Source organism: Nocardia sp. Tas62D01 (assembly GCF_055232035.1).
In genome coordinates this window covers 3,931,015-3,943,232 of sequence record NZ_JBUYUZ010000001.1, presented here as the reverse complement: position 1 = coordinate 3,943,232, position 12,218 = coordinate 3,931,015, and the positions used below count along the sequence as shown (strand labels likewise).

Genomic DNA, 12,218 nt, shown 5'->3' with positions numbered 1-12,218 from the left:
GGATCTCCTGACCGCGCATCGACCGAAGTTTTTCCGCTTCCTCGAAAGAAGCACCTCCGATTGCTGAGGGCGGGTGCCTTCAGTAGCGGGCCGCGGATTTCGTATGCTCGACGGACGCGCCCCCGAACGAATGGTGACCAACGATGATCGACTTCACGGTTCCCGCCGAGCTCGCCGCCGAACGCGACCGGGTCCGGCAGTTCGTCATCGATAAGATCGTCCCCTACGAGCGCGACCCGCGACTGACCTCGCACGGCCCCACCGACGAGCTCCGGCAGGAACTCGTCGAACTCGCCCGTGCCGAGAAGCTGCTGACCGTCCAGGCCCCGGAGGCGCTCGGCGGGCGCGGCCTGACGCACATCGAGCAGGCCGTGATCTACGAGGCGGCGGGCTGGTCCACCCTCGGCCCGGTCGCCATGAACTGCGCCGCGCCCGACGAGGGCAATATGTTCCTGCTCTCCAAGATCGCCAACCCGGAACAGGTCGAGCGCCACCTGGCCCCCGCGGTCGCCGGACACCAGCGCACCGTCTTCGCGATGACCGAGCCTGACGGCGCGGGCTCCGACCCCGGCCAGCTGGCCACCACCGCCACCTTCGACGGCGAGAACTTCACCATCAACGGCCGCAAGTGGCTGATCACCGGCGCGGACGGCGCGAAGACCTGGATCATCATGGCCAAGGTCGCGCCGAACCCGCACGTGCCCGACGGCCCGACACTGTTCCTGACCGACGGCGACCAGCCCGGCATCATCATCGAACGCACCATGAACACCATGGACCGCAACTACGTCGGCGGGCACGGCGTTGTCCGCTTCGACAACCTCTCGCTGCCCGAGTCGGCGCTGCTCGGCGAGACCGGTCAGGCGCTGCGCTACGCCCAGCTGCGGCTGGCCCCGGCCCGGCTCACCCACTGCATGCGCTGGCTCGGCGCGGCGGAGCGGGCGCAGAGCATCGCGGTCGAATACGCCAAGACCCGCACTGCCTTCGGCAAGTCGATCGGCGAACACCAGGGCGTCTCGTTCATGTTGGCGGACAACGAGATCGCGCTGCATCAGTGCCGCCTCACCATCTGGCACGCCTGCTGGCTGATGGACCAGGGCGAGAAGGCCAGGCACGAGAGCTCGATCGCCAAGGCGTTCGTCTCCGAGGAGCTGTTCAAAGTCGCCGACCGCTGCGTCCAGGTGCTCGGCGGCATCGGCATCAGCGACGAGACGGTCGTGGAAATGATCTTCCGCGACATGCGCGCCTTCCGCCTCTACGACGGCCCCACCGAGGTGCACAAGTACGCCATCGGTCGTAAGGTCCTGCGGTGACATTTTCCGCGCGTGTGCGCGGTCGGATCACGTTGGATCGAGTTTTTTGCCCACGATCTCAGCCGCCCCGGTCGACTAACATGCGTGGCATGAGTTCGGAACTGCTCGTCGACGTCTCCGCGGGCATCGCCGTGCTTACGTTAAATCGGCCCGCTCAGCAGAATGCCTTCACTCCGGCGATGGCTGCCGACCTGAGTGCCGCGCTACAACGCTGTGATGCCGAGGATGCCATTCGCGCGGTGGTCATCACTGGCACGCCGCCCGCGTTCTGCGCGGGCGCGGACCTGTCCAATCGCGTCGGTGATGTCAGCGCGACCATCGATCCACCGCCGTGGCGGGTGCGTAAACCGGTGATCGCCGCGGTGAACGGTCACGCGGTCGGCATCGGGCTTGCGCTGGCACTGCAATGCGACCTGCGGTACATGGCACGGGACGCGGTGTACGGCCTCAACCAGGTGCGCCGCGGAGTGCTTGCGGACGGCTACTCGCACTGGACGCTGCCCCGGCTGGCGGGCATGGCCAACGCCGCGGACATCATGCTCACCGGCCGCACCTTCGACGGTGACGAGGCGAAGGCGATGGGCCTGGCCAACGGCTGCCTGTACGCGGGCGAGGTGGTGCCGACGGCGCTGGCCATCGCGCACGACATCGCGAACGGGACGGCGCCGCTACCGGTGGCGCTGTCGAAGCGGCTGCTGTGGGAGGGGATCGGAATGAGCCCGACCATGGTCGGCCAGTTGGAGACCGACCTGAACGAGCACGTCGGCACGAGCATCGACGGCGGCGAGGCGATGGCGGCGTTCCGGGATCGCAGGCAGCCCAACTGGACAGGCCGCGTCAGCGAGGAATGGCCGGCCTGGGACAGCAGCGGCGAAGCCGAGCGGCCGAGCCTGGACTGATCAGGGTAGGCGACGCGCACCTACGCGCGGCCGCCGATCAGGATCAGCAGTAAGAGCGTGGCCCAGATGATCATGAGAATCGTGCCGACGATCCCCAGGATGTACCCGACCAGCACCTGAGTGCGGCCACCGTAGGCGCCACCGGACTCTTCGATCTGGTCGAGCGCGCGCTTGCCCAGCGCCCAGGCCACCGGCCCTAGCAGGCCACAGCAGAGCAGACTTGCCGCGCCGAGCCACAACACAGCCGTCGCGTTCGGATGTTCGACCGGCTCACCGATCGGCTGGTTGGGTATCACCACAGGCCGAATTCTACGGGGACGGAGACGATTTGCCGCGAACCGGCGTGAGTCGAGTTGCGGTACACCGACCGAATGGCTCAGGCGCGGCGCTGGCGGGCGATCTCGGAGAGCACCACGCCCGCCGCGACCGAGGCGTTCAGCGATTCCACCGGGCCGGCCATCGGGATGCCGAGGATCGAGTCGCAGGTCTCGCGGACCAGGCGGGACAGGCCCTTACCCTCCGAGCCGACCACGATCACGGTCGGCTCGCTGCCGTCGAAATCGTCGAGGGTGGTGTCGCCGCCCGCGTCGAGGCCGACGATCTGGAGGCCCTGCGAGGCCCAATCCTTCAGCGTGCGAGTCAGATTGGTGGCACGGGCGACCGGAAGCCGGGCCGCGGCGCCCGCGCTGGTGCGCCAGGCCACCGCGGTGACGCTGGCACTGCGCCGCTGCGGAATCAGCACACCCTGCCCGCCGAATGCCGCCACCGAGCGGATCACGGCGCCGAGGTTGCGCGGATCGGAGATATTGTCCAGCGCCACCAGCAGGGCGGGCTCACCCGAATCGCGAACCTTGGCGAGCAGATCGTCCGGGTGGGCATACCGGTACGGCGGCACCTGCAGCCCGACGCCCTGATGCAATCCGTTGGCGCTCAACCGATCCAGATCGGTGCGCGGCACCTCCAGGATGGAGATGCCCGCGTCGGCGGCCATCTTCACGCTCTCGGTCAGCCGTTCGTCGTTCTCGGTGCCGACCGCGACGTACAGCGCGGTCGCCGGGACACCGGCGCGCAGGCATTCGACCACCGGGTTGCGGCCGAGCACCATCTCCGGAGCGTCGTCGTTCTTGCGTCCGGCAAGTCGACCCGCACTGCCGCGGGCGCCGGGGCGGCCCTTCGTCTCGGCCTTCGCCTTGGCCGCGGCGCGCTTGGCCGCGGGATGCTTCGTCCGCGCCTCGGCAGGCGGGGTCGCGCCACGTCCCTCGAGGCCGCGGCGGCGCTGGCCACCGGAGCCGACGACGGCGCCCTTCTTGGTGCCACCCTTACGAATTGCGCCACGACGTTGCGAGTTGCCTGCCATCAGTTCGCCTTTCCACTCTGAAGTGTGCCCAGCGACCATTCCGGACCGTTTGCGGTATCTGTCACTTCGATCCCGGCGGCCTGCAACCGGTCTCGCGCCGCGTCGGCGCTCGGCCAATCCTTATCGGCGCGCGCCTGCTGGCGACGTTCGAGTTCGGCGCGCACCAGCACGTCCAGCGCGTCGAGTGCGGCCGAGTTGTCCTCGGGGGTGTACCAATGCGGGTCGAGCGGGTCGACCCCGAGAATGCCGAGCATGGCGCGCACCTGGCCGGCCAGGTCCTGGGCGGCATCCACCGCGCCCGCCTCCAGTGCCTTGTTGCCCTGGTGCACCACGTGATGGATCTCGGCAAGCGCCTTCGGCACCGCGAGGTCGTCCTCGATGGCGGCGGCGAAAGCATCGGTCCACTTGCCGACCGGAATCTCCGCTACCCGCTCCATGACCCGATGGATGAAAGCCTCGATACGCTGGTAGGACTGCGCGGCATCGTAGAGCGCCTTGTCCGAGTACTCCAGCATCGACCGGTAGTGCGCGCTGCCGAGATAGAACCGAAGTTCCACGGCCCGAACCTGTTTGAGCACATTGGGCACCGAGAGCACATTGCCGAGCGACTTGGACATCTTCTCGCCGCTCATGGTCACCCAGCCGTTGTGCAGCCAGTAGCGCGCGAAGCCGTCACCGGCCGCCTTGGACTGGGCGATCTCGTTCTCGTGGTGCGGAAAGATCAGATCCATACCGCCGCAATGGATGTCGAACTCCGCGCCGAGGTAGAACTCGGCCATCGCGGAGCACTCCAGGTGCCAGCCGGGGCGACCTGGACCCCACGGCGACGGCCAGGACGGCTCGCCCGGCTTGGCCGCCTTCCACAGCGTGAAGTCGCGCGGATCGCGTTTGCCCGTGCCGAGGCTCTCGCCCTGATGCACGTCGTCGAGCTTGTGCCCGGACAGGCTGCCGTATTCCGGGTAGCTGACCACGTCGAAGTAAACGTTGCCTTCCGCGGCGTATGCGTGCCCACGATCGATCAGCCGCTGCATCAACTCGACCATCTGCGTGATGTGGCCGGTGGCCCGCGGTTCCGCGGACGGCGGCAGCACGCCCAGTTGGCAGTAGGCGCGGTCGAAGGCGCGCTCGTGCGTCGAGGCCCATTCCCACCAGGGGCGGCCCGCGGCGGCGGCCTTGTTCAGGATCTTGTCGTCGATATCGGTGACATTCCGGACGAAGGCCACGTCGTAGCCGTTCGCTGTCAGCCAGCGCCGAAGGACGTCGAAGGCGACTCCACTACGCACATGTCCGATGTGCGGTTCCCCCTGAACCGTTGCGCCACAGAGGTACGCCGAGGCATGGCCGGGGACCAGCGGCGTGAATTCCCGCATGGTCCGCGTCTCGGTGTCGAAAAGGCGCAGAGTCACGACCGTCGATACTAGCGGGTGTACCTGCTGGTTCATGGCCCGGCTCGGGTCTGACCGGCCCGGATGCTATACCCGAGCCTTCAGCAACGCGGTAGCCACCGCCGCGACACCCTCACCGCGGCCGGTGAGTCCGAGTCCGTCGGTGGTGGTACCGGAGACCGAAACCGGCGCGCCGAGCAGTTCGCCGAGCACCTCCTGTGCCTCGGCTCGGCGCGGACCGATCTTCGGCTTGTTGCCGATGACCTGCACCGCGGCATTCACCACACCGAAGCCCGCCGCGTCGAGCAGCCTGCGCACTTCTTTCAGCATCGCGGCCCCGGACACGCCTTCCCATTCCGGCCTTCCGGTGCCGAATACCGCGCCGACATCGCCGAGCCCCGCCGCCGAGAGCAGCGCGTCGCACAGCGCATGCGCGGCGACATCGCCATCGGAGTGCCCGGCGCAGCCATCGGCGCCGTCGAAGAGCAGACCGGCCATCCAGCAGGGGCGGCCCGGTTCGATGGGATGCACGTCGCTGCCGATACCCACGCGCATGGTCACCGTGTGCCCACCGCGCGCCGAATATCCGCGCCGTCGAGCACCGCATGGGCAAGCAGCAGGTCGAGCCGTGTGGTGATCTTGAAAGCCAAAGGGTCTCCGGGGATCGTGCGCACCTGGATGCCGAGCATTTCGACCAGCCCGGCGTCGTCGGTGACTGCGACGCCCTCGGTCGCATAGGCGTCGCGAAGCACACCGGCTGCGAAACCCTGCGGCGTCTGAATGGCCCGCAGGCCCGAGCGGTCGGGCGTGCCGGTGACGCCGCCGAGCGGATCGACGGACTTGATGGTGTCGACAACCGGAAGCGCGGGCACGACCGCGGGATTGCCTGCCCGCAGCTCGGCCGCGACCCGGGCGATCAGCTCGGGCGGCGTCAACGCACGGGCGGCATCGTGCACGAGGAAATAGTCGGCATCGGGAGCGGCCGCAATGCCCGAGCGCACCGAATCGGTGCGCTCGGCGCCACCGGCGACCACCTGTACCGAATCCGAGGGCGGCAGCAGGGCAACGGCGCTATCCACGAATTCGGCGGGAACCATCACGATGACCCGATCGACCGCCCCGGAGGCGATCAGGCCGTCGACGGCGAGCCGAACCATAAGTGTGCCGCCGACCGCGACGAACGCCTTGGGTGTGGATTCACCCAGACGCACGCCGCGGCCGGCGGCAGGTACCAATGCAACGACGCAACCGTCGTTGTTCACGACATTCACGGTCAGGAAGCCGCTGCGAGAACCTCATCGAGCAGCGTCTCGGCCTTGCCATCATCGGTTCCCTCGGCAAGTGCGAGTTCTCCGACAAGGATCTGACGGGCCTTGGCCAGCATGCGCTTCTCGCCTGCGGACAGGCCCCGATCCTGCTCTCGACGCCACAGGTCGCGGACGACCTCGGCAACCTTGTTCACATCGCCGGAGGCGAGCTTCTCCAGGTTGGCCTTGTAGCGGCGAGACCAGTTAGTCGGTTCTTCGGTGTGCGGCGCCCGCAGTACTTGGAAGACTCGATCGAGACCCTCCTGGCCGACAACGTCACGCACGCCGACGTATTCGGCGTTCTCTGCGGGAACGCGAACCGTCAGGTCACCTTGAGCGACCTTCAGGACCAGATACTCTTTCTGCACACCCTTGATAGTGCGAGTCTCGATAGCTTCGATCAACGCCGCTCCGTGGTGGGGGTAAACGACGGTGTCTCCGACCTTAAAAATCATGTGTCCCGTGCCCCTTTCGATGCTCACAGTTTAACATGCGACTCGGTAACGGCGCGATCAACTGTGCAGGTCAGGGCCACAACGAGCTAACCGCGGGGGTTGACAGAACCCACCGGGTGTGCATATACGTTGTGCTAGAACGAGTTATCGACCGGCGTGATTACCACATCGGCCCGTCGGCGCGGACAGCAGGACCCCCTCAACTCTTCGACACTCGACCGAACTGTTACCTACCGCCCGCGAGTCGCGAGCCCCCGCGCCCGCTGGCGTGAAGGCAACTACTACGCTCCCTAGTTACTACTCTCCCTAGCGGAGTGAGCCCGGTCGACATGGAGGGACAACCCGTGACTGCCCTGAAAGCTGTGACCGCCTCGAAGGGGGCGCGACGTCGCATGGTGACGGTTGCCGCACTCGCCGCCGGAGCGGCGCTCGTACTGTCCGGCTGCGGCGCGGGCCAGATCTCGCAGACCGCCGTGTCGGCCGCCGCCGTGAACGGCAACCACGCGAACATCAACAAGATCGCGCTGCGCAATGTGTACATCGTCTTTCCCGGCGAGGGCTACACCAACACCAAGGGCGGCAACGCGCTCGTCGCGCTGTCGATTATCAACAACAGCGAGTCGGTCCCCGACGAGCTCACCAGCATCACTAGCGACCTCGGCACCGTGAAGATCACCCCGCCGCCCGGTGATCCGGCGTTCATCATCGCGCCGCAGCAGACCGTCGTCGCGGCCGCCACCGGGCACGCCTCGGCCAAGCCGGAGGTGGCGCCGAGCACCGCGCCCGGTGCGCAGCCGACCGACAAGCCGGCCATCGCCCCCGAGGCCAAGTCCGGGCTCATCGAGATCACCGGTCTGACCAAGGACATCATCCCCGGCCTGACCTACACCGTGTCGTTCAACTTCAAGCAGAACGGCACCGTGCAGGTCCAGGTGCCCGTCGACGCCGGGTCTGCCGACCGGCACGAGGGCGGACACTGAGTACTTGTCACTCCGCCACCGCGCTGGGGTGAACACGGCTGTCGCGCACTACGCGCGGCAGCCGTTTTATTTTCTGTCGAGCCGGGTTGTCGGACGCGGTACGTAAGGTGCGCCTGTGGCAAAGACCAAGTCGATCTTCCAGTGCTCCGCCTGCAAGCACGAGGTCGCCAAGTGGGTGGGCAAGTGCCCCGACTGTGGCGCCTGGGGCACCGTCGACGAGATAGCCGGGTCCGCGGGCGGCTCGGGGTCACCCGCAGGGCGGCGCGCGATGCTGCCGAGCACCGCCGCGGCGCCGATCTCCCAGATCGATTCGCAGGTGACCAGGGCCAGGCCGACCGGTGTCTCCGAACTCGACCGGGTGCTCGGCGGCGGCCTCGTGCCCGGTTCGGTGGTGCTGCTCTCCGGTGAACCCGGGGTCGGTAAATCGACGCTGCTGCTCGAGGTCTCCCATCGCTGGGCGAACCAGCGCGACGAGAAGTCGCTGTACTTGACCGCCGAGGAGTCGGCTGGGCAGGTCCGGCTGCGCGCGGACCGGACCGGTGCGGTGCACGAACGGGTGTACCTCGCGGCGGAGTCGGATCTTTCGGTGGTGCTCGGGCATGTCGAACAGGTGCGGCCGTCGCTGCTCGTGGTCGACTCGGTGCAGACCATGCTCGCCCCCGACGTGGACGGAACCATCGGCGGCGTCACCCAGGTGCGCGCCGTGGCCGCCGCGCTGACCTCGCTGGCGAAGGCGACCGGGATCGCGGTGCTGCTGGTCGGACACGTCACCAAGGACGGCAATATCGCGGGCCCGCGCACCCTGGAACACCTGGTGGACGTCGTACTGCAATTCGAGGGCGACAAGAACTCCACCCTGCGCATGGTGCGCGGGATCAAGAACCGGTTCGGCGGCGCGGACGAGGTGGGCTGCTTCGAGCTGCACGACGACGGCATCGCCTGTGTCACCGACCCGTCCGGCCTATTCCTGCACCACCGCACCGATTCGGTGCCGGGAACGGCGGTCACCGTGGCAATGGACGGCAAGCGCCCGCTGGTCGCCGAGGTCCAGGGACTCACCGTGAACACCGAGATTCCGCAGCCGCGCCGGGCGGTCAGCGGCCTGGACTACAACCGGGTCGCCATGGTCCTCGCCGTGCTGCAGAGCCGCGGCCGGGTCTTCCTCGGCAAGCATGACGTCTACGCCGCGACGGTCGGCGGCATGCGGCTGCAGGAGCCCGCCGCCGACCTGGCCATCGCGCTGGCCATCGCCAGCGCCGAATCCGATACCGCGCTGCCACCCGGTTGGGTGATCCTCGGCGAGGTCGGACTGGCCGGCGAGGTCCGCAAGGTGACCGGACTCGCACGCAGACTGGCCGAGGCCGAACGCCTCGGCTTCACCACCGCCCTGGTGCCGCCCGGCCTGGAACGCGCGAAGAGCGGCATGAAGATCCACGAGGTCACCGACCTGAAATCGGCCATCCGCCTGGCCGGCCTGCGCAAATCGCGGAAGACCGCAGAGAAAGCGCCAGACTTCTGATGAAGCCGCTCATGCCGCCCACGTGACCACCACGAAGCGAGATGCTCCTATGGATGTCAAGTGGCGGGTTCGGTGGTGATGAGCTGGTAGAGCTCGCGGGCGACGATCACCGGGTCGTGTTCGCCGATCACCGGGTCGTGTTCGTGTGTAATGGAGAGCATCGCCGTCCTGTGCTCGTAGCGAAGTGGGCAGGGCGGCACGCACCAGCCGGACGAACGGACAAGACAGAGACGGGTCTGCTGCAACAGGCTCCTATGAAGTCACCAACGCCGCGTCCGGTGCGTGCACGGGAGCCCCGCGGCAGACCGACCGACAGATCTCGCCCAAGACACCGAGGTCAGTCTTACGAAGAGTCAGGACGGCTACCGCGGGGCTCCCCTACATACTCTCTGTCTTACGAGCGACGTTCGCGGCCGGCTCGCGTCCGAGCGGCCGAAGCGCATGCGACGCAGTCGCCAGTCTCGGCCACTCGGACGCGAGCCTTCGGGGCCGCGAACACGCAGCGCCGCAGGCGCTGCAAATCAAACACAGCTCAGGCGATGTTGAATGGCTCTATCGAGCTGCGCACCGAACCGAGTTGCGCGACAACGGCATACGCGCCCGGCGGCACCGGGACGCGGTCGCCCGCGCAGTTGGGCTGGGAGGTCGAGCCCGACCAGGTGACGGTGAACGCCGCCTGCTCACCGCGGTTCAGCGTGCGCACGTCGGGCTGGCCGTCCGGGTAGCAGTCGGTGCTCGACCACAGCCTGCGCTGGCCGTCGAGGGTCAGCACGGAAACCTGCTGCAGGCCGGAGCCGACATCGCGGGAGCACGCCGCAGACGAGATATTGGTGATCACGATGCCGAATACCGGCTGCTCACCAGTCCTGTAGGTGGGCTGCTCCACCGTCACCCGCACCGCGAGTGACTGGTCTGGACACTGTCCCTGCGCGACCGGGGTGCCGCTGGGGGTGGCCGCCGCGCTACCGGGGGGCTTGGGCGCACTCGATTCCGCACTGATCGACGGCTTGGCCGAGGACGCATCGACAGGCTTGGGCGCCGACGACGACGAACTCGCCGCCGCGGTGGTATCTCCGGGGGAATTGCCACCGCGCGCGATCATCACCACCAACCAGATCACCAGCGCGAGCGCGAGGACCAGGATTCCGATGGCGAGAACGCGGCGACGCCAATAGATCTCCGGAGGCAGCGGTCCATTCGGTTCCAGCACGACTCAACGGTAAGGGCACGATCGAGCGCAGCGACTCAGGACCCCGGCGTGTCGGGCAGGAAAACGCGATTGTGGCGGCCCGATTTTGCCCCGCACGCTGGGGAAACACCCCTCCGATGTGGTCAGGCGAGCTCGCCGATGTTGCCGACGACACGGTGCAACTTCACCTGGCCGTCCGCGAGCTTGTATGTGACACAGGCGATTGCGCACTCGCCCGTCGCGACCCGCTGAGAGATGATCATCGACCGCTGCATCAGCAGCCTGCTGGTCTCCACCACGTGCCTGGCCTCCATCTCGTCGACGGTGGACAGGCCCTCGCGGCGGCCGATCAGGATCGACGGCGTGACTCGCTCGACGACGCTGCGGATGAATCCGCCGGGCACCTCCCCGCCGTCCAGCGCTTCGATGGTGGCCTTCACCGCGCCGCAGCTGTCGTGCCCGAGCACCACGATCAGCGGCACTTTAAGGACCTGCACCCCGTACTCGATCGAGCCGAGCACCGAGCTGTCGACCACGTGGCCCGCGGTGCGCACCACGAACATGTCACCGAGGCCCCGGTCGAAGATCAGTTCGGCGGCGACGCGAGAGTCACCGCAGCCGAACAGGATTGCAGACGGGTGCTGGCCGCTGACAAGTTTGGCTCGGTCGACGGCGCCCTGGCTAGGATGCAGCAGGGTGCCGTTGACGAAGCGTTCGTTGCCCTCGCGAAGAGATTTCCAGGCACTGATTGGATTGGAATCAGGCATACCGACCATTGTGCACAAAATATTGGTTACCAGCGAGTTCGTTTCGTTACAGCGGCAATATCGACTGGCCGAAACACACTAGGAACGGTGACGGCGGTGCAAAAGCGCAGCGCAGCGCACAGGGGCGCGAGCGCGGTGAGCAAGGTCGAAGCGGCGCGGTACAGCATCGATGCTGAGACGTTGCTGGCTTGGTACCAAGAGACCGCACGGGATCTGCCGTGGCGGCGAGCCGACGTGACGGCCTGGCAGATCCTGATGAGCGAAATCATGCTGCAGCAGACGCCGGTGGCGCGGGTCGAGCCGATCTGGCGGGAATGGGTGGCCCGCTGGCCGGTGCCCTCGGCGATGGCCGCCTCGTCACAGGCCGAGGTGCTGCGTGCGTGGGGCAAGCTCGGATATCCGCGTCGCGCGCTGCGGCTGCACGAATGCGCGCGGGTGCTGGCCGAACAACACGGCGACGAGGTGCCCGGCGATGTCGAACTGCTACTCGGCCTGCCCGGAATCGGCGCGTACACGGCGCGCGCGGTTGCCTGCTTCGCCTACGGTCAGCGAGTTCCGGTGGTGGACACCAACGTTCGCCGGGTGGTGGCCCGCGCGGTACACGGCCGTGCCGAGGCGGGCAGCCCGTCCTCGCGCGATCTGCCGGAAACCGAGGCCCTGCTGCCCGAGCAAATCGACCGCGCCGCAACCTTTTCCGCCGCGCTGATGGAACTCGGCGCTACGGTGTGCACTGCCCGCACGCCCGATTGCGCCCGCTGCCCGCTGCCGCAATGCGCGTGGGTCACCGCGGGCAGGCCGGTCTCCGAGGCGGTTCGGCGCACGCAGAAGTACGAGGGCACCGATCGGCAGGCGCGCGGCAGGCTGCTGGACGTGTTGCGCGACGCGACCGGACCTGTCGAGCGGATCCGGCTGGACCTGGCCTGGACACGAGACCCGGGCCAGCGTGACCGTGCCCTGGATTCGCTGCTCGTCGACGGACTGATCGAGCAGACACCGGACGGCCTCTTCGCCCTGGCGGGCGAGGGCGGGCAGGCCGTCGGCTGACGA

13 protein-coding genes are annotated in these 12,218 nt (G+C 67.7%); 5 read left to right on the top strand and 8 right to left on the bottom strand.

What is annotated here, in order from left to right; translation table 11 throughout:
- The first annotated feature begins 143 nt into the window (after window positions 1-143).
- Together ACV7NQ_RS19165 and ACV7NQ_RS19160 are read left to right on the top strand one after the other, a co-directional pair.
- Entirely contained in the window at window positions 144-1,313 is a 1,170-nt protein-coding gene (locus ACV7NQ_RS19165) for an acyl-CoA dehydrogenase family protein (RefSeq protein ID WP_463360906.1), read from the top strand.
- Window positions 1,314-1,402: 89 nt separating this feature from the next.
- On the top strand, window positions 1,403-2,212 hold the full coding sequence (locus ACV7NQ_RS19160) for an enoyl-CoA hydratase/isomerase family protein (RefSeq protein ID WP_463360905.1): 810 nt from the start codon (window positions 1,403-1,405) through the stop codon (window positions 2,210-2,212).
- 20 nt (window positions 2,213-2,232) lie between these two features.
- Here the strand turns inward: ACV7NQ_RS19160 and ACV7NQ_RS19155 are convergent, their stop codons facing one another.
- From ACV7NQ_RS19155 to carD, 6 genes are all read right to left on the bottom strand, one after another.
- The gene (locus ACV7NQ_RS19155; protein WP_463360904.1) at window positions 2,233-2,511 is read right to left on the bottom strand and encodes a DUF4190 domain-containing protein; all 279 of its coding nucleotides are present in this window, start codon (window positions 2,509-2,511) and stop codon (window positions 2,233-2,235) included.
- A 77-nt stretch (window positions 2,512-2,588) separates the two neighbouring features.
- A complete protein-coding gene (gene rlmB, locus ACV7NQ_RS19150) occupies window positions 2,589-3,569 on the bottom strand; it encodes a 23S rRNA (guanosine(2251)-2'-O)-methyltransferase RlmB (protein ID WP_463360903.1) in 981 nt (326 codons plus the stop codon).
- Window positions 3,569-4,975 carry a cysteine--tRNA ligase gene (cysS, locus tag ACV7NQ_RS19145; protein WP_463360902.1) on the bottom strand — a complete coding sequence of 469 codons (1,407 nt, stop codon included), beginning with the start codon at window positions 4,973-4,975 and terminating at the stop codon, window positions 3,569-3,571. Before cysS ends, rlmB begins: the two co-directional genes overlap by 1 nt.
- A 66-nt stretch (window positions 4,976-5,041) precedes the next feature.
- Window positions 5,042-5,509, bottom strand: a complete 468-nt coding sequence (ispF, locus tag ACV7NQ_RS19140; RefSeq protein ID WP_463365741.1) for a 2-C-methyl-D-erythritol 2,4-cyclodiphosphate synthase — start codon at window positions 5,507-5,509, stop codon at window positions 5,042-5,044.
- 2 nt (window positions 5,510-5,511) lie between these two features.
- Window positions 5,512-6,225, bottom strand: a complete 714-nt coding sequence (gene ispD, locus ACV7NQ_RS19135; RefSeq protein ID WP_463360901.1) for a 2-C-methyl-D-erythritol 4-phosphate cytidylyltransferase — start codon at window positions 6,223-6,225, stop codon at window positions 5,512-5,514.
- Between the two features lie 2 nt (window positions 6,226-6,227).
- Entirely contained in the window at window positions 6,228-6,716 is a 489-nt protein-coding gene (carD, locus tag ACV7NQ_RS19130) for an RNA polymerase-binding transcription factor CarD (protein WP_040686206.1), read from the bottom strand.
- A 344-nt stretch (window positions 6,717-7,060) separates the two neighbouring features.
- Between carD and ACV7NQ_RS19125 the strand changes: the two genes are divergently transcribed.
- Window positions 7,061-7,696: a hypothetical protein gene (locus tag ACV7NQ_RS19125; protein ID WP_463360900.1), complete on the top strand. Its 636-nt coding sequence runs from the start codon at window positions 7,061-7,063 to the stop codon at window positions 7,694-7,696.
- Window positions 7,697-7,811: 115 nt separating this feature from the next.
- Window positions 7,812-9,215, top strand: coding sequence for a DNA repair protein RadA (radA, locus tag ACV7NQ_RS19120; RefSeq protein WP_463360899.1), 1,404 nt, complete (start codon window positions 7,812-7,814; stop codon window positions 9,213-9,215).
- A 532-nt stretch (window positions 9,216-9,747) separates the two neighbouring features.
- Here the strand turns inward: radA and ACV7NQ_RS19115 are convergent.
- Entirely contained in the window at window positions 9,748-10,425 is a 678-nt protein-coding gene (locus ACV7NQ_RS19115; RefSeq protein ID WP_463360898.1) for a hypothetical protein, read from the bottom strand.
- A 122-nt stretch (window positions 10,426-10,547) separates the two neighbouring features.
- Window positions 10,548-11,171 carry a carbonic anhydrase gene (locus ACV7NQ_RS19110; protein ID WP_463360897.1) on the bottom strand — a complete coding sequence of 208 codons (624 nt, stop codon included), beginning with the start codon at window positions 11,169-11,171 and terminating at the stop codon, window positions 10,548-10,550.
- Between the two features lie 135 nt (window positions 11,172-11,306).
- Between ACV7NQ_RS19110 and ACV7NQ_RS19105 the strand changes: the two genes are divergently transcribed.
- Complete coding sequence (locus ACV7NQ_RS19105) at window positions 11,307-12,215, top strand: HhH-GPD family protein (protein WP_463365740.1); 909 nt, start codon at window positions 11,307-11,309, stop codon at window positions 12,213-12,215.
- Window positions 12,216-12,218: the final 3 nt, after the last annotated feature.

What these genes read in the sequence shown, in the direction of transcription:
- carD (WP_040686206.1), bottom strand. Translation starts at nt 6,716, where the DNA reads ATGATTTTTAAGGTCGGAGACACCGTCGTTTACCCCCACCACGGAGCG.
- ACV7NQ_RS19160 (WP_463360905.1), top strand. Translation starts at nt 1,403, where the DNA reads ATGAGTTCGGAACTGCTCGTCGACGTCTCCGCGGGCATCGCCGTGCTT.
- ACV7NQ_RS19110 (WP_463360897.1), bottom strand. Translation starts at nt 11,171, where the DNA reads ATGCCTGATTCCAATCCAATCAGTGCCTGGAAATCTCTTCGCGAGGGC.
- rlmB (WP_463360903.1), bottom strand. Translation starts at nt 3,569, where the DNA reads ATGGCAGGCAACTCGCAACGTCGTGGCGCAATTCGTAAGGGTGGCACC.
- ACV7NQ_RS19165 (WP_463360906.1), top strand. Translation starts at nt 144, where the DNA reads ATGATCGACTTCACGGTTCCCGCCGAGCTCGCCGCCGAACGCGACCGG.
- ispF (WP_463365741.1), bottom strand. Translation starts at nt 5,509, where the DNA reads ATGCGCGTGGGTATCGGCAGCGACGTGCATCCCATCGAACCGGGCCGC.